Origin of the sequence: Nonlabens ulvanivorans, assembly GCF_032922765.1 — a bacterium.
Taxonomy (GTDB): domain Bacteria; phylum Bacteroidota; class Bacteroidia; order Flavobacteriales; family Flavobacteriaceae; genus Nonlabens; species Nonlabens ulvanivorans.
Map to the genome: position 1 here is coordinate 2,597,948 of NZ_CP136694.1, position 24,430 is coordinate 2,622,377.

The 24,430-nt window shown below is 34.3% G+C and carries 25 protein-coding genes, 1 tRNA gene and 1 pseudogene; 18 read left to right on the forward strand and 9 right to left on the reverse strand.

What is annotated here, in order from left to right:
• Window positions 1–52: 52 nt before the first annotated feature.
• The 12 genes and pseudogenes from R1T42_RS11755 to R1T42_RS11810 all read left to right on the forward strand — a co-directional run bounded on the left by R1T42_RS11755 (window position 53) and on the right by R1T42_RS11810 (window position 11,463).
• On the forward strand, window positions 53–1,915 hold the full coding sequence (locus R1T42_RS11755) for a M1 family metallopeptidase (RefSeq protein ID WP_317290458.1): 1,863 nt from the start codon (window positions 53–55) through the stop codon (window positions 1,913–1,915).
• Window positions 1,916–2,019: 104 nt separating this feature from the next.
• Window positions 2,020–2,397, forward strand: a complete 378-nt coding sequence (rnpA, locus tag R1T42_RS11760) for a ribonuclease P protein component (protein ID WP_317290459.1) — start codon at window positions 2,020–2,022, stop codon at window positions 2,395–2,397.
• Window positions 2,398–2,508: 111 nt separating this feature from the next.
• Window positions 2,509–4,152 (forward strand): S41 family peptidase, encoded by a 1,644-nt coding sequence (locus R1T42_RS11765; protein WP_317290460.1) that lies wholly within the window; start codon window positions 2,509–2,511, stop codon window positions 4,150–4,152.
• 2 nt (window positions 4,153–4,154) lie between these two features.
• Window positions 4,155–5,213 (forward strand): OmpA family protein, encoded by a 1,059-nt coding sequence (locus R1T42_RS11770; protein ID WP_317290461.1) that lies wholly within the window; start codon window positions 4,155–4,157, stop codon window positions 5,211–5,213.
• A 51-nt stretch (window positions 5,214–5,264) separates the two neighbouring features.
• On the forward strand, window positions 5,265–5,597 hold the full coding sequence (locus tag R1T42_RS11775; protein WP_036583313.1) for an ArsR/SmtB family transcription factor: 333 nt from the start codon (window positions 5,265–5,267) through the stop codon (window positions 5,595–5,597).
• 46 nt (window positions 5,598–5,643) lie between these two features.
• Window positions 5,644–6,114 (forward strand): DUF6428 family protein, encoded by a 471-nt coding sequence (locus R1T42_RS11780; protein ID WP_036583311.1) that lies wholly within the window; start codon window positions 5,644–5,646, stop codon window positions 6,112–6,114.
• A gap of 13 nt (window positions 6,115–6,127) precedes the next feature.
• Complete coding sequence (locus tag R1T42_RS11785) at window positions 6,128–6,742, forward strand: arsenate-mycothiol transferase ArsC (protein WP_317290462.1); 615 nt, start codon at window positions 6,128–6,130, stop codon at window positions 6,740–6,742.
• Window positions 6,739–7,770, forward strand: coding sequence for an ACR3 family arsenite efflux transporter (arsB, locus tag R1T42_RS11790; protein ID WP_317290463.1), 1,032 nt, complete (start codon window positions 6,739–6,741; stop codon window positions 7,768–7,770). Before R1T42_RS11785 ends, arsB begins: the two co-directional genes overlap by 4 nt.
• A gap of 128 nt (window positions 7,771–7,898) precedes the next feature.
• A pseudogene (locus R1T42_RS11795) lies at window positions 7,899–8,453 on the forward strand (L-threonylcarbamoyladenylate synthase); the annotation flags it as partial.
• A gap of 15 nt (window positions 8,454–8,468) precedes the next feature.
• Window positions 8,469–8,855, forward strand: a complete 387-nt coding sequence (locus tag R1T42_RS11800; RefSeq protein WP_317291869.1) for a Sua5 family C-terminal domain-containing protein — start codon at window positions 8,469–8,471, stop codon at window positions 8,853–8,855.
• Between the two features lie 27 nt (window positions 8,856–8,882).
• Window positions 8,883–9,200 (forward strand): DUF6660 family protein, encoded by a 318-nt coding sequence (locus tag R1T42_RS11805; RefSeq protein WP_317290464.1) that lies wholly within the window; start codon window positions 8,883–8,885, stop codon window positions 9,198–9,200.
• Between the two features lie 52 nt (window positions 9,201–9,252).
• On the forward strand, window positions 9,253–11,463 hold the full coding sequence (locus R1T42_RS11810; protein WP_317290465.1) for a TonB-dependent receptor: 2,211 nt from the start codon (window positions 9,253–9,255) through the stop codon (window positions 11,461–11,463).
• A 76-nt stretch (window positions 11,464–11,539) separates the two neighbouring features.
• Here R1T42_RS11810 and R1T42_RS11815 read toward each other — a convergent pair whose 3' ends face one another.
• The 3 genes from R1T42_RS11815 to R1T42_RS11825 form a co-directional block, all read right to left on the reverse strand.
• On the reverse strand, window positions 11,540–11,746 hold the full coding sequence (locus R1T42_RS11815; RefSeq protein ID WP_317290466.1) for a YgaP family membrane protein: 207 nt from the start codon (window positions 11,744–11,746) through the stop codon (window positions 11,540–11,542).
• Window positions 11,747–11,816: 70 nt separating this feature from the next.
• Window positions 11,817–12,440, reverse strand: a complete 624-nt coding sequence (locus R1T42_RS11820; protein WP_052404915.1) for a Crp/Fnr family transcriptional regulator — start codon at window positions 12,438–12,440, stop codon at window positions 11,817–11,819.
• A gap of 2 nt (window positions 12,441–12,442) precedes the next feature.
• Window positions 12,443–12,883: a GNAT family N-acetyltransferase gene (locus R1T42_RS11825; protein ID WP_317290467.1), complete on the reverse strand. Its 441-nt coding sequence runs from the start codon at window positions 12,881–12,883 to the stop codon at window positions 12,443–12,445.
• Between the two features lie 123 nt (window positions 12,884–13,006).
• Between R1T42_RS11825 and R1T42_RS11830 the strand changes: the two genes are divergently transcribed.
• Window positions 13,007–14,797 (forward strand): hypothetical protein, encoded by a 1,791-nt coding sequence (locus tag R1T42_RS11830; protein WP_317290468.1) that lies wholly within the window; start codon window positions 13,007–13,009, stop codon window positions 14,795–14,797.
• Here the strand turns inward: R1T42_RS11830 and R1T42_RS11835 are convergent.
• From R1T42_RS11835 to R1T42_RS11850, 4 genes are all read right to left on the reverse strand, one after another.
• Window positions 14,794–15,081, reverse strand: coding sequence for a hypothetical protein (locus R1T42_RS11835; RefSeq protein WP_317290469.1), 288 nt, complete (start codon window positions 15,079–15,081; stop codon window positions 14,794–14,796). The genes R1T42_RS11830 and R1T42_RS11835 overlap by 4 nt on opposite strands.
• An 85-nt stretch (window positions 15,082–15,166) precedes the next feature.
• On the reverse strand, window positions 15,167–15,442 hold the full coding sequence (locus R1T42_RS11840; protein ID WP_317290470.1) for an acetyltransferase: 276 nt from the start codon (window positions 15,440–15,442) through the stop codon (window positions 15,167–15,169).
• A 263-nt stretch (window positions 15,443–15,705) separates the two neighbouring features.
• A complete protein-coding gene (locus tag R1T42_RS11845; RefSeq protein WP_036583289.1) occupies window positions 15,706–16,137 on the reverse strand; it encodes an RpiB/LacA/LacB family sugar-phosphate isomerase in 432 nt (143 codons plus the stop codon).
• 735 nt (window positions 16,138–16,872) lie between these two features.
• A complete protein-coding gene (locus tag R1T42_RS11850; RefSeq protein WP_160165400.1) occupies window positions 16,873–17,043 on the reverse strand; it encodes a hypothetical protein in 171 nt (56 codons plus the stop codon).
• A 167-nt stretch (window positions 17,044–17,210) separates the two neighbouring features.
• On the opposite strand from R1T42_RS11850, the gene rnr reads away from it, so the two are divergent.
• The 4 genes from rnr (at window position 17,211) to R1T42_RS11870 (ending at window position 21,931) form a co-directional block, all read left to right on the forward strand.
• Window positions 17,211–19,409, forward strand: a complete 2,199-nt coding sequence (rnr, locus tag R1T42_RS11855; protein ID WP_317290471.1) for a ribonuclease R — start codon at window positions 17,211–17,213, stop codon at window positions 19,407–19,409.
• 159 nt (window positions 19,410–19,568) lie between these two features.
• Window positions 19,569–20,030 carry a DUF6265 family protein gene (locus tag R1T42_RS11860; RefSeq protein WP_317290472.1) on the forward strand — a complete coding sequence of 154 codons (462 nt, stop codon included), beginning with the start codon at window positions 19,569–19,571 and terminating at the stop codon, window positions 20,028–20,030.
• A 360-nt stretch (window positions 20,031–20,390) separates the two neighbouring features.
• The gene (locus R1T42_RS11865) at window positions 20,391–21,065 is read left to right on the forward strand and encodes a head GIN domain-containing protein (RefSeq protein WP_317290473.1); all 675 of its coding nucleotides are present in this window, start codon (window positions 20,391–20,393) and stop codon (window positions 21,063–21,065) included.
• 122 nt (window positions 21,066–21,187) lie between these two features.
• Window positions 21,188–21,931: a LysE family translocator gene (locus R1T42_RS11870; protein ID WP_036583282.1), complete on the forward strand. Its 744-nt coding sequence runs from the start codon at window positions 21,188–21,190 to the stop codon at window positions 21,929–21,931.
• Between the two features lie 39 nt (window positions 21,932–21,970).
• On the opposite strand, the gene R1T42_RS11875 is transcribed toward R1T42_RS11870, so the two are convergent.
• Both R1T42_RS11875 and folB read right to left on the reverse strand, forming a co-directional pair.
• A tRNA-Cys gene (locus R1T42_RS11875) sits at window positions 21,971–22,041 on the reverse strand.
• Between the two features lie 76 nt (window positions 22,042–22,117).
• Window positions 22,118–22,474, reverse strand: coding sequence for a dihydroneopterin aldolase (gene folB, locus R1T42_RS11880; protein ID WP_317290474.1), 357 nt, complete (start codon window positions 22,472–22,474; stop codon window positions 22,118–22,120).
• Between the two features lie 78 nt (window positions 22,475–22,552).
• Here folB and R1T42_RS11885 point away from each other — a divergent pair, with 78 nt between their 5' ends.
• Window positions 22,553–24,232, forward strand: coding sequence for a glutamine--tRNA ligase/YqeY domain fusion protein (locus R1T42_RS11885; protein WP_317290475.1), 1,680 nt, complete (start codon window positions 22,553–22,555; stop codon window positions 24,230–24,232).
• The last annotated feature ends 198 nt before the right edge of the window (window positions 24,233–24,430 follow it).

A 24,430-nucleotide genomic window follows, 5' to 3' on the forward strand; every position in this document is an offset into this window, starting at 1 on the left:
CTTTCGCGAAAGCGGTATATTTATAACCTAATTACTCAACAACAACAATCAAATGAAAAAAATCATTTTACTACTCACCACTGCAGTTATACTAGCAAGTTGTGGATCTTCAAAAGATGTTGTAGCTAACCAAAGCACAAATGCAAACGGTTACTGGCAGCAAGCTGTAGACTATAAGATGGATGTAGATATGGATGTAGACCGTTATCAATATACGGGAAAACAGACCTTAGTTTACACTAATAATTCTCCAGAAACTCTAGACCGAGTTTATTATCATTTATTCTTCAATGCTTTTCAACCAGGTAGTGAAATGGATGTAAGATCTCGCACTATTGCAGATCCTGATAGACGTGTAGGATCAAGAATTGCTGCACTAGAACCTAATGAAATAGGTTATCTACATGTTTCAAACATGACACAAGATGGTACAACTCTTCAACCACAAGAAGAAGGAACAGTTCTAGTTGTAAAATTAGCAAAGGCTCTAGCACCAGGACAGTCTACAACATTAAAACTAGATTTTAACGGTCAGGTACCTGTTCAAGTACGTAGAAGTGGTCGCAACAATAAAGAAGGTGTTGCACTATCGATGACGCAATGGTTTCCTAAAATGGCAGAGTTTGATGCTACTGGATGGAACACAAGCCCTTATATAGGACGTGAATTCCATGGTGTATGGGGAAGTTTTGACGTGAAATTGACACTTGATAAAGATTATACTGTAGGTGGTACTGGATACTTACAAAACCCAAAAGACATAGGTCACGGTTATGATAAAGCAAACTCTGGTCCTGCAAAAGGTAAAGACGGTAAATTAACTTGGCATTTTAATGCACCTATGGTACATGATTTTGCATGGGGCGCAGATCCAGATTTTATCCATGATGTATACAATGGTGCAAATGGTGTGAAACTTCACTTTTTATACAAGGATAACGATGCGATTAAAGAAAACTGGAAAAAATTACAGCCTAAGACTAATGAGATGTTGAAATTTTTCAACGAGCACATAGGTGAGTATCCTTACAAGCAATATAGTGTGATACAAGGTGGTGATGGTGGTATGGAATATGCCATGTGTACTTTAATTACGGGAGAACGCAGCTATGGAAGTTTAATGGGTGTTACTGCTCATGAGTTTGCACACTCATGGTTCAATCACATTCTTGCTACTAATGAAGCAAAACATGAATGGATGGATGAAGGTTTTACCACCTTTATTTCTAATAAAGCAATGGCTTACATTAATGGAGAAGATGAAAGTACTGCAAATAGTGGTTCTTATAGAGGTTATCTAGGTCTAGCAAATTCTGGCAAAGAACAACCTCAAACAACACATGCAGATCGTTATGAGTATAATGGTGCATATGGTGCTAGTGCTTATAATAAAGGTGCTACTTTTTTAGCACAATTAGGCTACGTCATTGGTGATGAAAAACGTGATGAAGTAATTAAAGAATATTACAACACATGGAAATTCAAACATCCAGAGCCTAATGATTTTAAACGCGTTGCTGAGCGTGTAAGCGGTTTTGACCTAGAATGGTATTTACGTGACTGGACGATGACTACAAACGTAATCGATTATTCTATCGAAAACTTAAGTAGTCTAGATGGGATGAGCGTGGTTTCATTAAAACGTAATGGATTAATGCCAATGCCATTAGATATTAAAGTAACGATGAATGATGGGACTGAGAAATGGTTCTACATTCCGCTAGAAGAAATGCGTGGTGAAAAAATGGTGCCTAATAACTGGACTGTTTTAAATGACTGGGCTTGGGCTTATCCAACCTATGAACTAGAATTAGACGGTGTGGATATGCGTTCTATAAAATCTGTTGAAATTGATCCTATGAATAACATGGCAGATGTGGATAAAGAAAATAACAACTGGTCTTTACAAGAGTAAGTTATCAGCCATTAGATTTTGAAAAAGCAGCTGTTTAATTACAGCTGCTTTTTTGTTGTCCTAAATTCAATGATAGCATTCTCTTAAAAACATATCTTTGCATCATGCGTTTCACCCTAGGAAAAGAGACTAAGCTTAAAAGTAAAAAATCTATAGAGTTACTTTTTACAGAAGGTTCTTCTATACGTAAAGGACCTATACGTTGTGTTTATAATCTCATAGACATGGAACAACCTCATAAAATAGGTGTCAGCGTTTCAAAACGATTTTTTAAAAAAGCACCCAATCGCAATCGTATTAAAAGATTGTTGAGAGAAGCTTATCGTTTAAATCAACATGACTTAATAACTCCTAAAGGAAAAAGTATTGAAATGATGTTTCTTTTTCAATCTCCTAAAATGCCTGAATTTGAAACCGTTCAACAATTGATTAAAAAGCTTATCATCGAGTTAAACAAGCAACATCAACAATTAGAAGATTAATTGGCATTTTAATTGTATTCTATTATAAATAGCTACTAAACGGCAAGAAAATGAGTCATCTACCGTTTTTATCCTATATTTATTGCAACGCGTATAGAACCGTTAACAACTATGAAAGGTACCATTAATATTAAAAGACAGATTTTACTTCCTATTCTAGGAGCGTCTATTTTCTTTACGACAGCTAGTTTTCAAAATGATTTTTTTGAAATCGCAAAGCAGATTGAGATTTTTACCGAAATGTATAAACAGCTCAATATGAACTATGTAGATGAGACTAATCCAGCAGACTTAATGGATAACGCCATAGAAGGAATGCTGTCAGAATTGGATCCTTATACTAAATACTGGACAGAACAAGAAGTTGAGAAGTCTATCATTAATAGACGTGGCGCTTACACAGGTATAGGTGCTGTAGTAAGTACTAGAGATGATAAAGTGATTATAGTAGAACCATGGAAAGACCATCCTGCTGATGTTGCAGGACTTAAAGCTGGTGACGAGATTATAGAAATAGATGGCATCAAGCTAGCGGACTATAAAGAAAATGCCGGTGATTTATTGAAAGGTAGTGCAGATACAGAAATATCCATCGTTTATAAACGACAGGGAAAAGAGAAATCAGCAAAAGTTAAAAGACAGGCAGTTGAGGTTAATGCCGTTCCTTTTTATGAAATGGCAACCCCAGAAATAGGATATGTGGTATTATCTAAATTCAATGAGAAAGCTTCTCGAGAAACTAAGGCTGCAATTGTAGCATTAAAAGAAAAAGGAGCTACTAAAATAATACTTGATTTAAGAGGCAATCCTGGTGGTTTATTAAGTGAAGCTGTTTCTGTTTCTAATCTTTTTATAGAGAAAGACAAACTGATAACCAGCACTCAATCTGTTGTTGAACAGTATAATAAAACGTACCTAACAAAACGTCCTGCTTATGATCCAGACATACCTGTGGCTGTACTCATCAATGGTCGCAGTGCTAGTGCCAGTGAGATTGTAAGTGGTAGTATTCAAGATTATGACCGTGGTGTTATTATAGGCGCACGTAGTTTTGGTAAAGGATTAGTACAACGTCCTAAACCGCTATCTTATGGTACACAAGTAAAAATCACCATCTCAAGATATTATACACCTAGTGGTCGTTGTATACAAGCATTAGACTACTGGAATCGCGATGAAGATGGTAACGCCGTCCGTACTAAAAAAGAAGATTATAATGCCTTTAAAACTGTTAATAGCGGTCGTACTGTTTACGACGGTGGTGGTGTACAGCCAGATATTGAATTAGCAAGCGCAGCTTACTCACCTATCACAACAGCCTTACTTAGGGATAACGCCATTTTTGATTATGCAACAGAGTATTATTATAATCATCAGGTAACAGATATGGATAGTTTTAGATTCACTGATACCGATTTCAATGACTTTGTTAATTGGGTTGAAAAGAAAGGATTTGATTTTAATACTGAAACAGAGTCTGCATTTGCAAAAGCATTTAAAACTGCCGAGAAAGAAGAACTAGTTAATGATATTAACTCTAGCTATAAGGCCATGCAAGAAGCGATTAATAATGCTAAGAAAAAGGATATGAAAGATAAAAAGGCTGAAATCATGAGCCTTCTTACTGATGAAATCGTTAAAAGATATTTCTATCGTGACGGTTTATATAACTATCAATTAAAGTTCAATCCAGAAATACTTGAAGCTGTAAATGTTCTAGAAGATCCAAACAAATACAACAGAATTCTAAAATAAGAATGAAGCAATTATTATACATATGTGTTTTTCTTACTGCTCTTTGTGCTAGTTCACAAATTACAGTAACGCACTCTGTGTATTTTGATGTAGATAAAGATCAGTTCTCTTTTAGTGAAGGAAAACAACTGACGTCATTCTTTGATGATTTAATTTATAAACCCATTCTTACCGTAAAAATACTAGGTTATTGTGATGATAGAGGTAGTTACGATTACAATCTAGACTTATCCAATAGAAGAGTTGAAACCGTTGCCAGATGGTTAGAAAATCACGATATAGAACTAGAAAATATTTCCAAAAAAGTAGAGGGATTAGGAGAAGTAGCTCTTGAAGACGAATTAGATCAAGAAGAAACTGAAGAAATAAGAGCTCAAAACCGTCGTGTAGATGTCGAATTCTCTTTAAGCGCAGATAAAACCAAACGAGTTGCCATTAAAAAATTGCGCAAACAACAACTTACCACAGATGAGGCAAAGGAAATATCTGTCTATGAAAAGAAAGTCGTCGCTGCTATCTTAGAGAACCCGAGCAGTACAGAAGTAATTAAAACCAATAAAACAACTGAGCCAGAAGTATCTATTGAAGAAGTTGAAGAAGATGAATTCTTAGATATACCTACTAAACTCGATCCACCTATTGATAATACTAAAGAACCATTTAAGTCACTTTTAAGTAAAAAACTTAAAAAGGGTCAGGTCATCCGATTAGAGAATATTTTATTCTATAAAGGCCGTTCTACCATATTAGAAGAATCGCAGCCACTACTCGATCGTGTTGCAGAAATTTTAATCGCTAGAGAAGATATTCATTTTGAGATTCACGGACATGTATGTTGCATCAATCCTGCTTATCCAGACGCATATAATAGAGATACTAAAAAATCTAATTTATCTCACGCTAGAGCACTAGCTATATATAAAATATTGCGCAGTCGTGGTGTGAAACACACACGTATGAGGTTTAAGGGATATGGAAGGACTAGACCATTAGGTGGTATTGATAAACTAGACCGTAGAGTGGAACTTTACATTACTAAAATAGATCCTCCTAAAAATTAAAAGCAATTATTCTTTTTTATTTAATCACTTCATCGTAATATTGCGATGAATATGGGAACAACTAAAACTGAAATATTTACAGAGCAACAAAATCAAATGGCTCAAATGGCAAAAGCATTGGGTCATCCTGCACGCATAGCCATTGTACAATACTTATTAAAACAAGATACTTGTATATGTGGTGATCTAGTTTTAGAAATAGGACTAGCACAACCTACTATATCTCAACACTTAAAAGCACTTAAAACTGCAGGACTTATTAAAGGAAATATAGAAGGCACTAGTACTTGTTATTGTTTAGATTATGAGAAATGGGACGTCATGAAAAGCTTACTATCTCCTTTATTAAATCTTGAAACTGATAACAACACAAATTGTTGCTAAAAAAATTTGAATTTATTAATCGTAATATTACAATAAAAGAAATACTATGAAACTATCCGCATTTAAAAATCAGCTATCACAATTAGAACAAATCGCATTTAAATTACCAGATGGTAGTCTGGTACCATCACACTTTCATGTAACTGAGGTAGGTAAAGTTGTAAAACACTTTATAGATTGTGGTGGTACAGAACGTCTAGAAACTGTAGTTAATTTTCAACTATGGGAAGCAAACGATTATGATCATCGATTACATCCAGAAAAATTAGTTTCTATTATAGAGCTATCTCAGGATAAATTAGGCCTACCAGATGTAGAAATAGAAGTAGAATATCAAGCGGGAACAATTGGTAAATTTGGTATCGATTACAATGGTGAACACTTTCTACTTACCAATAAATTGACCGATTGTCTTGCCAAAGATTCCTGCGGTATACCACCAGAACAATTAAAAAAACCTAAAGTTCAACTTTCTGAAGCCCAAAATACATGTGCACCAGGATCGGGTTGTTGCTAACTTAAAATATAAAATGATGTTTTCTACTTTAGAACAAACCATTACAGACTTAAATATTGATGGAATTACGCTTTCGCGAAAGCGTATCCTAGACCAACTTAAAGATTATATTCAAAGTCAAATTGACAAAGAACAAAAGGTCAATCTTAACTTTATTTGCACACATAATTCCCGACGTAGTCACCTCTCACAATCATGGGCACAGGCTATAGGAAGTTTTTATGGCATCAATAATTTACAATGTTATTCTGGTGGTACAGAAGCTACAGCGTTATTTCCAGAAGTTACTGAAGCTTTAAAAGATGCAGGTTTTCAAGTTGAAAAACTATCACAAGATGAAAATCCTGTTTACAGCATCAGATATAATGAGACCGATCATTCTATTATTGGATTTTCAAAGAAATTCAATGCAGCATTTAATGTACAGCAGCAATTTGCAGCCATTATGACTTGCTCGAGTGCAGATCAAGGTTGTCCACTAATATTAGGTGCTTCAGCTAGAATACCTATAACTTATGAAGATCCTAAAATCGCTGATGGTACTGACCGACAAGCAGCTGCGTATAAAGAACGTAGTCTTCAAATAGCTAGTGAATTAAAATACGTCTTTTCACAAATTAAGTTATGAGCACTAAAAAACTAAGCTTTCTCAATCAATACTTAACCCTATGGATATTTCTGGCCATGGCAATAGGAGTAGGACTAGGTTATTTTATTCCTAGCATAGCTACTTCTATAAATGATATGAGTAGTGGTACTACTAATATTCCCATTGCAATAGGTCTTATTTTAATGATGTATCCACCACTAGCAAAAGCAGACTATAAACTCTTACCTGTTGTATTTAAAAACACTAAGATATTAAGTATCTCACTTTTATTAAATTGGGTGATAGGTCCCGTATTGATGTTTGCACTTGCATTAATATTTCTTCAGAATCATCCAGAATATATGGTGGGACTTATTTTAATAGGTCTAGCACGCTGTATAGCCATGGTACTAGTGTGGAATGATCTAGCAGATGGTTCTCCTGAATATGGAGCCGGATTAGTCGCTCTAAACAGCGTTTTTCAAGTTTTTGCATACTCATTCTATGCGTGGTTGTTTATTACGGTGTTGCCGCCTTATTTCGGCTTTGACGGTGCAATTGTAGATATATCAATTGCGACCATTGCAGAAAGTGTTGCCATTTATCTAGGAATTCCATTTTTAATGGGAATTTTAAGTCGTTACTTTCTTGTAAAAGCTCGTGGTAAAGAATGGTATGAAAACGTATTTATTCCGGCTATTTCACCTATCACTTTAGTGGCCTTATTACTTACTATTGTTTTAATGTTCTCTTTAAAAGGTGAGTTAATTGTTGAAATACCGTTTGATGTGTTATTGATTGCGGTTCCTTTAATGATTTATTTCATAGTCATGTTCTTGATAGGATTTTTTATCAGTAAATATCGTGGTGCGTCCTACAGTGAAAACGCAGCTATTGCTTTTACTGCAGCTGGAAATAATTTTGAACTAGCTATTGCAGTTGCGATAGCCGTTTTTGGACTTAATTCAGGTCAGGCGTTTACTGGGGTGATTGGACCACTGGTAGAAGTTCCTGCTTTGATTTTATTGGTGCGTGTAGCGTTTTGGTTGAAGAAGAAGTATTATTAGATGAATCACCGTCATAATCATCGTTATAATTTCTCGAGTGTAGAGTTAACTCTGCGCTTGAGAAATAATAAATTATAAACCATAACAACGATATTTGCAGCACCTAAAAACTATTTAGGAAAAGCATCATGACACTAGTTTCAAAAGACATCTTAAAAGCTGCCGAAATTCTCAAGAGAGAAGAACTCGTTGCTATTCCTACCGAAACCGTTTATGGACTAGCTGGAAATATCTATAGCGATACAGCCATCAAGAAAATTTTTGAGATGAAGAAACGCCCGTTTTTTAATCCGCTGATTGTGCATATTCATAACATGAAGCAAGTAATGGAACTGGCAGTAGATTTTCCTGAGAAGGCACAGCAGTTAGCACAAGCTTTTTAGCCAGGATCTTTAACACTTATTTTACCTAAAAAGAATGATGTTCCAGATCCCATCACCGCAGGAAAAGATACGGTTGGGATTAGAATGCCGCAGCATGAATTAACCCTAGGATTGTTAAGAAACTTAGATTTCCCACTGGCGGCACCTAGTGCAAATCCTTTTACACACATCAGCCCTACTAGAGCACAACACGTTAAAAATTATTTTGATGGTTCTCTAGAAATGGTATTAGATGGTGGTGATTGCGAGAATGGAATCGAGTCCACCATCATAGGCTTTGAAAATGATAAAGCCATTGTTTACAGACTAGGCTCTATATCATTAGAAGATATCACGTCCATCATAGGACCTGTCACTGTAAAAAATAATAAAGAGCAAGCACCCATTGCACCAGGAATGCTCGAGAAGCATTATGCACCACGTACGACAACTTATCTAGTAGATGACATAAGTGAATTTATCGCTCTACATGCCGGTAAAAAAATAGGCCTTCTACTCCACTCTACAGATCATCCAGATTATGCAGTAACGCAGGTAAATTATTTATCTAAAACCGGTCATTTAAAAGAGGCTGCATCTAGATTATATAACGCAATGCACGAGCTAGATCAACTAGATCTAGACATGATTGTAGCACAACGATTACCAGATCACGACCTGAGAAAATCCATTAATGATCGCTTAAAAAGAGCTACTAAATAGTTCTGATTGCTTTAGTATCTTTGTCTTGTGAAAGTTATATTATTCATCTTCTCGATATATTTTCTAGGACTCAACATCATGCCTTGTAATGATGGTAATATTGAGCAGCATGATGAGGTAGAACAAACTGTAGATATCGACGACCATGATAATCACGATCATGAAGATGAATGCTCACCATTTTGCCAGTGTAATTGCTGCTCTGTTCATGTTATCTCTTTTGAATTTGAGTCACTAGAGTTTATAGTACTACCGGTAATTAATTCACAAATCTCATTTTATATCAGTCCTGTTTATGACGGGTTTGATGGCTCTATCTTGCAGCCACCACAATTAAATAGCTAGAAACTTCAAGAGCATTGTGCTCATTTTATTTTAGACTATTTAAACACTTTACATGAAAAAAATCATTTTATGCAGCATGTTGTTGCTGTGTTACGCTTTCGCGAAAGCGCAATCCAAAACAACCTATGATATCAACATCACTGTGGTATCTGAAGAAAATAACGAACCATTACTAGGTGCAAATGCTTCCATCAAAAGTCTACAAAAAGGCGCGATGATGGATGTCAACGGAAAAGGAACCATTAACAACCTAGAGGCTGGAACTTATGAACTGACCATTTCTTTTATAGGATATGAAAAACAAACCGTTACTGCTGTTATACCAGATCAACTGGATTATAAATTTCAACTACACGAGGCAGAAGGCGAACTGGAAGAAATCATCATACAGTCTACACGATCTTCTCGTAGTTTTAAACGCACGCCTACTCGTGTAGAGTTTATAGGTGGAGAAGAGCTTATTGAAAAAACTGCTATGAACAGTACTAATATTGCTATGGTACTGAGAGAAAGCACCGGTATACAGATGCAGCAAACTTCTCAAAGTAGTGCAAATCAATCCATACGTATACAAGGATTGGATGGTCGATATACACAGTTGTTAAAGGATGGGTTTCCACTTTACGGTGGTTTTGCTGGTGGATTAAGTATTATGCAAGTACCGCCATTAGATATTTCTCAATTTGAGATCATTAAAGGAAGTTCTTCTACACTATATGGTGGTGGCGCTATTGCTGGACTAGTAAATATGCAGTCTAAAACGCCAGATGATGAGGCAGAGCTAGATTTAATGTTAGTAGGGACACAAGCCCTAGGAGTTACTGGAAACGTGTTTTACAGCGCACGTAATGATAAATGGGGAATGACGCTTTATGGAAGCGCAAATTCTCAAAAAGAGTATGATCCAGATGGAGATAATTATTCAAATTTACCTCGAGCGCGTACCATTTCACTAAATCCTAAGGTATTTTATTATCCTAGTAAGAAAACAACCTTATGGCTAGGTCTTAACGGTACATTTGATGATCGTAAAGGTGGAAATCTAGATGCTATAGATGGCAATAATAATGGATATCTAGAACAAAACATATCGCGCAGGTTAAGTACACAAGCCGTGTGGGATACTCAACTTACAGATCATTCTAGCTTCCAGTTTAAAAATAGTATTGCCTATTTTAATAGAGAACTACTGATTCCTAATATGGATTTTAAAGGTAATCAGGTCAACACATTTACTGAAGCAAATTATAAGACCAATTCTACAAAGACGGATTGGGTAGTTGGAGCTAATCTTTATACGTCTAGCTTTGATGAGGAAGTATCAATAAATGAGCGTGATGAAAAAGATACTACCATAGGTGCTTTTGTAAATAACATTACAGACCTTAATGATAACTGGATATTAGAAACGGGTCTACGTACAGATTTTACAACAGATTGGGGTGCTTTTGTGTTACCTAGAGCATCTTTATTATATAAAAGTGATGGAAGGTTTACAAGTCGTTTAGGTGGTGGATTAGGTTATAAAATTCCAGATTTATTTACTGAAGATGCTGAACGACTGAATTTTCAAAATGTAATGGTAGTAAATAAAAATAACCTAGTAGCAGAGACCTCTTATGGTATGAATCTAGATTTTGATTATGGATTTGCTATTACTGATCAGATTAATTTCTCTATCAATCAATTGTTTTATTTAACCGCCATAGATAACGGATTGTTACTCAACACCAGTACCTCTAACCCAGGAATGTTTGAATATTCAAATGCGACAGATTTTACCTTAAGTCGTGGTGCAGAGACTAATATTAAATTCTCTTATAAAGATTTTAAATGGTTCTTAAACTATGCATTTATTGATACACAGCTTAATTATTTAGATGGTAATCCTCAAATACCACTTACTGCTAGACACAACGCTGGTAGTGTGATTATGTATGAAAATGAGAAGTGGCGCATAGGTTATGAAACCTATTATACTGGTAAACAACTTTTATTTGATGGCTCAGATTCTCAAGATTTTTTATTGATGGGTCTACTAGTTATGAAAAACTTTGACTGGGGAAATCTATATATGAATTTTGAAAATCTGACAGATAGAAGACAAAGTCGCTTCTCTCCTACTGTCACTACAGATATTACTGGAGTACCAACATTTAATGAAATTTATGCACCTACAGATGGTTTTATCTTAAGTGCAGGAATCATCTGGAAACCCTTTGGTAATAAAAGTCATCACGGTCACGGACATCATGATGATTAAGTAAATTTTACTTTTATTAAAAGCTCAATATGATGAAGGTTTCTTTCAAAATATTGAGCTTTTTTATGTCTGTTGTTTACTTTTTTACTGGGCAACTATTAATCCCTAAAACTGCATATAATGGACAAAAGTTCATAAAACTAGTGGCTAATAAGACACCACTTACAATTAATAAAATAATTCCTAGTGTACCTGTTATTACATTAGTAAAGAATAAAATAGATACTATTACTGCAAATAATACTCTTACTATTCTATCGATGTTTCCTAAATTCTTCTTCATGACTTATACTTTTAAAATGAGATACAATAGTAGTCTAGTGTATGTTCTTAAAAAGTGACTTAAGTCACAACTAAAGAATTTCAATAGTTTGATGTGATAAAACAAGTTTGTTATCGTTCTCTAATTTTTTTAAAACACGACTAATCACCTCTCGAGATGTAGCCAGATCGTCTGCAAGCGCTTGATGAGAGATTTTAATTATTTGAGAATTAGTTAATGCTGCTTTATCGTGCAGTAAATTTAAAATACGCTCGTCCATTTTATGAAACACCATATTCTCTATAGTGTTTAATAAATCTGCATAGCGCATCTCATATTGTGAGTTAAAAAGTAAATTTAACTCTGGATATTGCTGCAGCCATTTTTTAAGTCTGTCTGCTGGTAATAAAAGAATTTCTGTCTCTTCTAATGTCTGTGCATTGATTTCACTGGTTCCATTTTTAATACCTGCTGCAAATGACATCACACAACTCTCACTTGCTTTTATATGATATAGTAATAATTCTTTATCCTCATGTGTTGTATAAACTCGCAACAATCCTTTTAACACCACTGGTATTACCTTTACATACTGACCTTTGCGTAAAATCTCTTGATGTTTAGGAACACTGATAAATTCACATTCTCGAGTAATGGTTTCTACTAGTACTTTATTAAAAAATGGAAATTGTTGCTGTAAATCAGTAAAGGACATAATTAAAATTCTAAAGTCATCGCTTGATGAGGAATTCCATCTTCTAAGTATTTCTCGCCCGTATTCATAAAACCTAAATCTTTATAAAATCTATCTAGATAACATTGAGCAGATATCTTTATGGATGGAAATCCTTGATTTTTACAATAAACAATACTCGCATTCATTATTTTCTGGCCGTAGGCCGCGCCACGATTTTTAGAATTTACGACTACTCTACCTATACTAGCTTGTTTAAAATAATCACCTGGTTGAAACACACGAGTATAAGCTACAAGTTTATCATTTACATATCCTACAATATGAATAGCTTTTTGATCCTTACCATCCATATCTTGATAAACACAATCCTGTTCTACCACAAAAACTTCACTGCGCAGTTGCAACACTTCGTAGAGTTCTTGAGTAGTAAATTCTGAGAAGGGTTTAATGGTAGTTTTCATGATTTAAAATTAAAGTAATCCTTACAAAAGGATTGATTAAAAAGCTTTTATAGGTAGGATACGTATTTTACATGACTATTTTATATACTATCTTGCATAGAACTAATAAATAATCAAAGACCTATGTTTACGTGTTATTCCAAAATAAGACTTATACAAATATGCAGCTTTTTATTATTGCTATGCTATCATTCTACAGCCCAAGTAGGAATAGGAACTAATGATCCTAAAGGTGCATTAGATATAACTACTAATTCAAATATCGGACTAGTACTTCCTAGAGTAAGTGATGTAGAATCTGTTACAGACGGACAAGGTAATCCACCAGTAGATGGGACTACTGTTTTTGATTTAAGTAGAAATGCTACTTGCTATTTTCAAAATAGTGAATGGATTTGTATAACCGCAGATAGTAGTGGTGATCCTATTTTATTAAATGTTTCATCTAGTCAAACGACTTTTAATGATGCGTCTTCTATAGATTATTTAAAAGCTTCTAATACAGGAGATAATGATAAGTTTGGTGAAATGGTAAGTTTATCAGGTGATGGAAATACACTTGCTGTAGGTGCATTCTCAGAAGACAGTAATGCAACAGGAATTAATGGAAATCAAGCAGATAATTCAAATAGCTCTAGTGGTGCTGTTTATATTTTCAATAAAACAGGTGCCATTTGGACACAACAAGCATATATCAAAGCTTCTAATTCTGAGGCAATCGACTTTTTTTCTGAATCAGGACTAAGCTTATCAAATGATGGTAATACGCTTGCTGTAGGTGCAGAAGGTGAAGATAGCAATGCCACAGGCATCAATGGTAATCAAACAGACAATTCAATATCTGGTTCAGGAGCTGTTTATATTTTCTCTAGAACAGGAAGTGTATGGACACAACAAGCATATATTAAAGCTTCTAATACAGGAAGTGGTGACCTTTTTGGTATATCTCTAAGTCTTTCAAATGATGGAAATACGCTTGCTGTAGGAGCAGAAAATGAAAGTAGCAATGCCACAGGCATCAATGGTGATCAAGCAGATAATTCAATATCTGGTTCAGGAGCTGTTTATATTTTCTCTAGAACAGGAAGTGTATGGACACAACAAGTATATATTAAAGCTTCTAATACAGGAAATGCTGATAAATTTGGAAATGGTGTGAGTCTTTCTCTTGATGGACACACTCTCGCGGTAGGTGCTATAAATGAAGATAGTAGTGCTACAGGAATTAATGGAGATCAAACAGATAATGCAAGTTTCAATAGTGGCGCCGTATATATATTTTTAAGAACTGGATCAATATGGACGCAACAGGCATATATAAAAGCTTCTAATACAGGTAATTTTGATGGTTTTGGTGGATCTGTTGATTTATCATCTGATGGAAGTACACTTGCCATAGGTGCTATACGTGAAGATAGCAATGCTACTGGTGTCAACGGAAATGAAACAGATAACTCACTTGGTAGTCCTGGCGCTGCGTATATTTTTGTACGAACTGGAACTACTTGGACTCAAGAGGCATATATCAAAGCTTCCAATACTACTGCTAATGCAAACTTTGGTAATAGCATAAGTCTTTCAAATGATGGAAGTACTCTTGCGGTAGGAGCCTCAAAAGAAGATACATTATCATCTGGTATTAACAGCACTGAAACATTGAACGGACAGACTGATAGCGGTGCTACATACATTTATAAGAGAACTGGAATTAATTGGGCTCAAGAAGCTTATATAAAAGCTAATAATTCTAATGCAAATGATGAGTTTGGTTATTCAGTGAGTTTATCTGGTGATGGAAACTATCTTGCTGTAGGTGCTCGAAATGAAGATAGTAATGCAACAGGTATAAATGGTGATCAAGCAAATGATCTTTCTATCAATAGCGGTGCAGTTTACATTTATACGGCAAATTAAAAACGCTTAGGAACCACTTTAGGTTGCGGTGGCTTCACTCCTATTCTTATATCTGTGATAATTTTCTCTAGCATATTACCAAATTCTTCATCACCAGCGGCCATGAATTCCTGTCGTCTAGCGTCAAGATCATCGAGTGTTTCTTCTTTATCATGCTCATCAAACTGTTCTAGATCGCGCCATATTTCCATCAGCTTCTTTTGTGGATGTACGGCAGTTCTTAATTGATGAATTATTATACTAGCTTCTTTTCTCATGAATTCCCACGCAGGTGGGAAACTCATGGAGACACACACCTACTTTTAATTAATTACTCATTTTTGCCTCTGCAAAAATCTCTTTTTATACCTATTTAGTCTAAAAATACTATTATTTCTTACCACGATAAATTAAAGAGATACGATTATGTTCTATTAAGAGCTGCTCATCTTTTTGATAGCTTTTCAATAAATGAATTGCATAATCTAATTGATCTTCAGATATATTTCTATAAGCTGGTGCAGGTATGACATCGCTCCATTTTGCAAATAAAGTATTATCTAATGCAATGCGCCAGTAACAATGATTATCAAATTTTAAGTGATAATATTGATTAGGTAGTGCATTCCCTAGATCTAGATACTCTTGTCTTTTATTAAGATTCATACTAGTAATTATAAAAATAAATACATAAGATAACTACAGTTAATGATAACATATAAAACAACAGGCTAGTAAAAATTCTATACCATCTATTTTCCATTGTTAAAAATATATGTCTAAATACTAAATATCTAGTAATCAAAAATAGTATACCACTAGGTAGTATTATAAATATAAAAAGTAGTAAAAAATAATCAGCTAGTGATCCACCAGATAACAACATCATCTACTATGTTGTGGAATATCTCGCTTTCGCGAAAGCGTACTTATGAACAAGCTATCTTATTCACACGATTTGCATGGCGTCCACCTGCAAATTCTGTATCTAAAAAAGTCTCTACCATGGCAATAGCCTGTGGTATAGAAGTGAAACGTGCTGGTATACAGATGATATTTGCATTATTATGCTCGCGTGCTAGTCCTGCAATTTCTTTAGTCCAACATACTGCGCCACGAACATTTTGATATTTATTAACGGTCATAGAGACACCTTGTGCACTACCGCAAATAACTACACCTAGATCTGCCGCGTGGTTATCAACATCCTGCCCTACCTTGTGAGCAAAGTCAGGATAATCAACACTATCTAAAGTATCTGTTCCATGATTAGTTACTTGATGACCTCTTTCTTTAAGCATATTAACAATAGCTTGCTTATAATCTGGTCCTGCGTGATCGTTTCCTATAGAGATGTTCATAATAGCGGTGTTTTACCATACAAATTTAAGTCTAGTTATTGATAATCTAGGGTTATTAACATCGATGGTTTTACACTATTCATAAACAATAGATAACCTGTTGATATCAATTGAAAGAAAACATTAGGAAGTGAAGGTTTAATAACCCATATCCATTTAAAATTGAGATAACCAAAATATAACTCATCAATTTAAGACTGACTTTTCAGACCTAAAATGATGTTCATCAACATAAAATATATAGCTAGTTTATGTACATTTTGATGTGAATAAGGGTTGTCAACAACTGTGTATAAACCTATCTCGTTTACATTAGAAACTTATTTTACAATTAGTTAACGTTAGTATAACATGTGGATAAGTAGCGATAAGTTGTAAAAGTAACAAGTTCCTAATTATTTAGTAAAAAGATATACCGCTATTCACACTACATCATCATCATCAATTTTATTTAAATTTTTAAAAAAGAAAAAATAATATTGTTTATAATGTGGATAACGTTGAAAACGATAAAAATTCAATACGATGATTAAAGAAGAAACGAATCAATATTGTGGAACAAAAGAATTTTAAAGAAATTCTTTTTGGAATAGTAAATGCATGGTGTAGTTGATATGATTTATAAATATTTTAATAATCACTTTTAAAAAATATCGATAGATTGATTTCTAAGTTAAGTATTGAATGAATCTAACTAGGATATAAATTGGTAATTATTTAATAAGTAATATCTAGTTAAGCACTAGTAGTCGTTGTATTTTCAATAAGAGGTGAAGATTCCTCAAAACTATCTACAGTGTGTTCTGTATCCAATGCTTTATTAACAAAAAGAACAACTAGAAGTATACCCACAAGAAAGATCCCTATAAATAGTAAAGTTGATTTTAGAGGCTTTCTAGTTTCCATTTGTTCAATTATTGTTATCGATAAGACGACTAACATCATACAAAGTTACAGCTATTTCTTAATTAATTGTTAATAACGGTATATTAAATCATTAATAATCAAAGTATAAACCAGTTATAATCTCTCAGAGTTTTAAAAGATTAACTTTGTAGAAGTATAAATAGAATATGAAGAAGAAGAAAAAAAGAAACTCAAAAACAAAGTTTCAAAACCTCAGTCAATCAGTGCTGAATGTATTAAAACAAGAACCTAATAAGGATTTTAATTATAAACAAATATGTGCAAAGCTCTCAATAACAGACGCTAGTACACGTAATCAAGTTATAAAAAGACTTCACCAATTAAAAGCCAAAGCTCAAATTGAAGAAACAGGTCGTGGTAAGTTTAAAATAATAAAAGCAATTGATTATTATACCGGTACTATAGATATCAGTACACGTGGTACTGGATATGTTATTACAGAAGAATTACAGGAAGATATTATGATTCCGCGTCGTTCATTAGGTCAGGCCTTAAACGGTGATCAAGTAGAAGTATATGTTTATCATAGAAGAAGAGGTCAACAGCCTGAAGGTGAAATTACTAAAGTAATAGAACGTAAGAAAAAAGAATTTGTAGGTACCATACAGGTGCATGAAAAATTTGCTTTTGTAAACGTTACTGATCCTAAGATTCAAACAGATTTCTTTATACCAGGTCGCGAGATTAATGGAGCCAAAGATGGACAGGTAGTTCTAGTCGAATTTGTAGAATGGAATGATAAGCAAGATTCACCTAATGGTAAAGTAAAAGCTGTTTTAGGAGAACCAGGTGAACATAATACTGAAATTCATGCTATACTAGCTCAATATGGTTTACCATATGAATTCCCTACAGCGGTAGAAGAATATGCAGACCAATTAGATAAAACCATAACAGATAAAGAAATAAGTAAACGTCGCGACATGCGAGAATCGCTTACTTATACTATTGATCCAGCAGATGCCAAAGATTTTGATGATGCACTATCTTTTGAAAAATTAGAAAATGGACACTATGAAATAGGAATCCATATTGCAGATGTTAGTCATTACGTAAAAGAAGGAACGCCACTAGATGATGAAGCATACGAACGTGCTACATCGGTCTATTTAGTAGATCGTGTGGTTCCTATGTTACCAGAGGTATTATCAAATGGTGTATGTTCTTTAAATCCTCATGAGGATAAATTGTGTTTTTCTGCTGTATTTGAAATGGATGATAGCGGTAAGGTTTATAACCAGTGGTTCGGTCGTACCATCATTCATTCAGATCAACGATTTGCTTATGAAGAAGCACAACACATCATTGAGACTGGTAAAGGAGAAATTCCTGCAGACATATCACTTACGCAAAAAAATACAACCGCAGATCCTGCCATTGTAGAAGCAACTCTTACCTTAGACAGTATCGCAAAAAAGATGCGTAATGAACGTATGGTACAAGGTGCATTAAGCTTTGATAAAACTGAGGTTAAATTTAATCTTAATGATAATAGTGAGCCTGTAGGTGTTTATTTTAAAACATCTAAAGACGCTAATAAGCTGATAGAAGAATTTATGCTACTGGCTAATAGAAAAGTAGCTGCATTTATAGGAAAACGTGATCCTAAACACACTTTTGTTTACCGTATTCACGATGAGCCTAATGATGAAAAACTAGGAGCACTTGCAAAAATTGTAACTCGTTTTGGTCATAAACTAGACTTAAGAGATCGCAAACATGTTACTCAATCTTTAAATAAATTATTGAGTGATGTAAAAGGGAATAAAGAACAAAACATGGTCGATACACTTGCTATTAGAACCATGTCCAAGGCTGAGTATTCTACACAAAATATAGGTCACTATGGACTTGCGTTTGATTACTACTCGCATTTCACATCACCTATACGTCGTTATCCAGACGTGATGGTCCATAGACTACTACAACATTATCTTGATAAAGGAAAAAGTGTTAGTGAAGAGCTCTATGAAGAAAAGTGTCATCATTCTACTAACATGGAGATTCTAGCTACTAAGGCAGAACGTGATTCTATCAAGTACATGCAGGTTAAGTTCATGAAAGATCATGAAGACGAGCAGTTCTTAGGTGTTATTTCTGGAGTTACAGATTGGGGAATTTATGTAGAAATTATTTCTAATAAGTGTGAAGGAATGATACGTTTAGGAGATCTAGATGATGATAGTTATGAATTTGTAGAAGAAGAGTTTGCAGTGATAGGTCGCAAGACTAAAAACGCTTACAGATTAGGTGACGAGGTTTATGTAAAAGTAAAAAATGCAGATCTTGTTAAGAAACATCTAGATTTCTGGATGATAGGTAGTAAAGAAGCTGTTGAAAACTAAGCATTGTTATACCTGTAAAAAAGAAGATACAGTCATGTATCGCATACAGATTACTAAAGGTAAAGACTGGATTTTTTGTTGCAAGACCTGCACAGAAAATCACCAGTCTTTACCTTTTTATAAATATGGTGGAACCTGGAAAGGTAAAAGACACTAGTTATGAAAAGAATATTATTATTATTAACGATATGCTCACTCGTTTCTTGTAAGAGAGATTTTTCTAAAGGACCTCAGTTAAGCTGGTTACAAGGTAAATGGCAAAGAGTAGATGATAGAGATGGTAGAAGTACTTTTGAAAATTGGAGGATGCAAATCGATGGAAGCTTTTTAGGTCATGGTTTTACTCTAGAAGAAAACGACACTGTTTTTGAAGAAAAATTAGCTATCAAGCCACTTAATATATTAGTTAAAAATGATAATAGATGGGTACTTCAAGTTACAGGTGTCAATGAATCTCCTACTATTTTTGAATTTAAAGAATTTACTAATAATAGTTTTACTGCCGTAAATCTAGAAAATGAATTTCCTACCCATATCAGATATTCTTTAATAAATGACAGCTTGAAAGCACAAGTTTATAATGATCAGATGTCTATTGATTATACTTTTAAAAAGTTATAAAACTCATTTTAAGACATTTATCAAATCTATAAATATGAGATTTACTGTATTTCATCTATGATTTAATACTTTAATCTATATAATAATTTTACTAATTCATATTTTAAGTAACCTAGGTAAATCTCTAGATATTTGTATCGGTTATCCTGGTTAGTTAACTAAGAAAGTGTATTTGCATTTTTCTCTTGAAAAAAGTAATACATAAAGATGTTTTAGATATTCCCTAAATATCAAAACATCATTTCAAAAAAGTAGAGTTTTTTTGGTTAGTATGAAAGGTAGTTTGTCGCAAGATGGACTACCTTTTTTCGTTTACTGTAACAAAACCATTTGTGTGGCATCTTTATAAAAATAATTCACATGAAAATTTCAACTCTATTTTTGTTCTTTTTAGTTACTGCAATCAGTTTTTCTCAAAACCCTAGGGAAGTTGAGTTAGGTAACTTTGATACTATTAAGGTCTATGATTTAATCACTGTAAATCTTGTAAAATCCGATGTGAATAAGATTGTTATTTCTGGTCACGATGCTAGTGATGTAGAGTATGTTCATAAAAATGGAATTTTAAAAGTACGTATGGCCTTTGATAAACAATTTGACGGTACAGAAACTTTTGTCCATGTTCACTACACAGATTTAAAAGTAATTGATGGAAATGAAGGTGCCTTTATCACGTCTAATGAACTTATAGAACAACCACAACTAGAGATTAGAGTGCAAGAAGGTGCTCGAGTTAAAGCTGGTGTGATGGTAGAATATCTTGAGATTAAAGCCGTATCTGGTGGAATTACTGAAGTAAGTGGTACTGTAGATCAACAAATCGTTAACGTCAATACTGGTGGAATTGTAGAGAACCAAGATCTTAAATCAAAACGTACCAGAGTAAAAGTAAGAGCTGGTGGAGAAGTAGAAGTATATGCCACTAACGCTGTAGATATTAATATTCAGGCAGGCGGTGATGTTATAGTCTATGGTAATCCACAAGAAATTTCTAAAAAAACTTTTGCAGGTGGACGTATTGAGATAAGGGATTAAGACAACTTATTAAGTAAAAATTCCTGTAATTACGCTTTCGCGAAAGCGTGTTAATTATCAACACACAGGTATAAGAAAACCCAACATTAATTTTTACCTTTGAGCAATAACCTTTTAATTATATGCTCGAAGATGTTCTTAGTGCAATTCCGCTGGGATTTTTAATGGCCTTTCTCATAGGACCAGTGTTCTTTGCATTACTAGAAACCAGTGCGATTAAAGGATTTAGAGCTGCAGTAGCACTAGATATAGGAGTTATTCTTGCAGATATTATTTTTTTACTAGCAGCATATTTTATGACTTCCTCTATTTTAGAGAAGTTAAAAGATGATCCTGGACTTTATATTTTTGGCGGTTCTATACTTGCGATATATGGTATAGTTTCTTTTGTAAAAACTAGAAAATCTTATCTTAAAGAGGTTGATCCTAAAGTACTTATTGTAAAGAAGAACAACTACTTTTCTTTATTTATAAAAGGTTTTTTTCTCAACTTTATCAATATAGGTGTCTTAGGATTTTGGCTAGGATTAATAGTCGTTTTTAGTCCTCAGTTAGAGAATGATTCTAATAGAATCATCACCTTTTTTGGTGCAGTATTAGTCACTTATTTTATTGTAGATCTATGTAAAATAGTGCTAGCAAAAAGCCTGAATCGTTACCTCACACCACATCGTATATTTCTATTAAAAAGATTGATAGCTATCATAATGATGATTAGTGGTGCGGTACTTATTTTTAAAGGAGCTTTTCCTAGTGTAACTAATCAGGTAGAAGAGCAACTGCACATTATTCCAGAATTACCAGAACCAGTCGCTCCAGAACTAGAAGGTGTGGAGGAAATTCCTGTACTTAACGATTCTATTTAAAATAAAAAATCCCCAATCAGTAAAGATTGAGGATTTCAGAGGCGTCTAGCGGATTCGAACCGCTGTACTAGATTTTGCAGACCCATGCCTAGCCGCTCGGCCAAGACGCCTTTTACGCCCGCAAAAATAACAAAAAAGTTGTCTTTATCACTATTATTAATCAAAAACGCTCTTTAGTGTTGACTTCTAGCGACTTTGCTGCATAGAAATGACCACACTTGCCACATCACCACCTATAGGAGGATTGATTTTTGCCACTTTTACATGCGCTTTTTGTACTAAATGTTCTTCACTCAGAACTCGATCCAGTATTCTTTGTGCGACTTGTTCTAGTAATTTTGAACGTATCGCCATTTCTTCTACTATAATTCTATTAAGTGAAACATAATCCACGGTATCACTTAGTTCATCAGTCTTAGCGCTTTTTGATAGATCAGCAGTTACTTCTAGATCTACTCGATATTCACTACCTATCATAGCCTCTTCATCGAGACATCCATGGTTAGTATAAACCTTTACGTTTTCAAGTATAATTGTATGCATGTGGTAAAGATACTATGAGTATGGTTAGGACTGAAATAAGCTGTAAATTTGTTTTATCTAAATATATTGAAAAGAGCCATGAGTGATACTACTAAACCTAATAACTTCATAGAAGACATTATAGAAGACGATTTAAACAATGGTCTTTCTCAAGATAAATTACGTTTCCGTTTTCCACCAGAACCTAATGGGTTTTTACACATAGGTCACGCTAGCGCAATATGTTTAAACTTTGGGCTAGGAGAGAAGTACAACAGGCCAGTTAATCTGCGTTTTGATGATACTAATCCTGCAAAAGAAGAAGCAAAATATGTAGCTGCGATTCAAAAAGACGTAGAATGGTTAGGTTACAAATGGGATAATCTGTGTTATGCGTCAGACTATTTTCAAGAGCTTTATGACTGGGCAGTTCAAATGATTAAAAATGGGAAAGCATATGTAGATTCTCAATCTAGTGAAGAAATGGCCGCTCAAAAAGGGACACCTACTCAACCTGGAGTAGATGGACCTTACCGTAATAGAAGTGTGGAAGAAAATCTAGCACTTTTTGAAGGTATGAAGAATGGAGAATATGGTGAAGGAGAACACATCCTGCGTGCTAAAATTGATATGCAGTCTAATAACATGCTCATGCGCGATCCTATCATGTATCGTGTGGTTGATAAAGCACACCATAGAACCGGTACTGACTGGAAAATCTATCCTATGTACGATTGGACACATGGAGAAAGTGATTATCTAGAGCAAATCTCACATTCTTTCTGTACGCTTGAATTTAAGCCTCATAGAGAGCTTTATGACTGGTTCCTTGATCAAGTTATCGATAAAGATAAAATACGTCCTAAACAACGTGAATTTGCCCGTAGAAACGTATCACATACTGTGACCAGTAAACGTAAACTTCAAAAACTGGTAGAAGCTGGTGTAGTTAACGGATGGGATGATCCACGTATGACGACCATATCTGGTTTAAGACGTCGAGGTTACACTCCAACATCATTAAAAAACTTTGCAGAGTCTATAGGAATCGCAAAACGTGATAACCTAGTAGATATGAACCATCTCGAGTTTCATTTAAGAGATGATTTAAATAAAACTGCAGATCGTGTGATGTGTGTATTAGATCCAGTAAAACTGGTTATTACTAATTATCCAGACGATCAGGTAGAGATCCTTCAGGCAGAAAATAGTCAGGAAGACGAGTCTCGTGGTTTTAGAGAAGTTCCTTTTTCCAAAGAACTTTATATAGAACGTGAAGATTACAGAGAAGAGGCAAATAAGAAATTCTTCCGTCTTAAAAATGGAAAAGAAGTACGTCTTAAGAACGGATACATCATTAAAGGTGAAGGTTGCCTTAAAGATGCAGACGGTAATATTACAGAGATTCACGCCACCTATGATCCAGATTCTAAAAGTGGTAGCGGTACTGAAGCGAGTATGCGCAAGGTAAAAGGTACACTTCACTGGGTAAGTGCTGCACATGCAGTGCCTGTAGAAGTACGCCTTTATGATCGTTTATTTACAGTACCATCACCAGATACTGATAAGGAAAAAGACTTTATGGAATTTGTGAACCCTAATTCTCTAGAAGTTATTACTGCCATGGCAGAACCTGCAATGAAAAACTTAAAAATAGGTGACATTGTACAATTTCAACGTATGGGATATTTCTGTGTTGATCCAGATACTACAGAGGATCAAATGGTATTCAACCGTACAGTAACCTTGCGAGATACTTGGGCAAAGCTAGAGGACTAGTATTTTCTAAATATTTTGAATAATTACGCTTTCGCGAAAGCGTATCTTATAAAATCCTTCTTATTTTAACTACAATTAGTAATAATTATGTTGATTTAAGAAGGATTTAATATATATACCATAATTGTTAACCGGTTATTAACGTATTACCACATACAGTGTGTTTATCTTTGAATCAATTAATAATCAATAAATTAA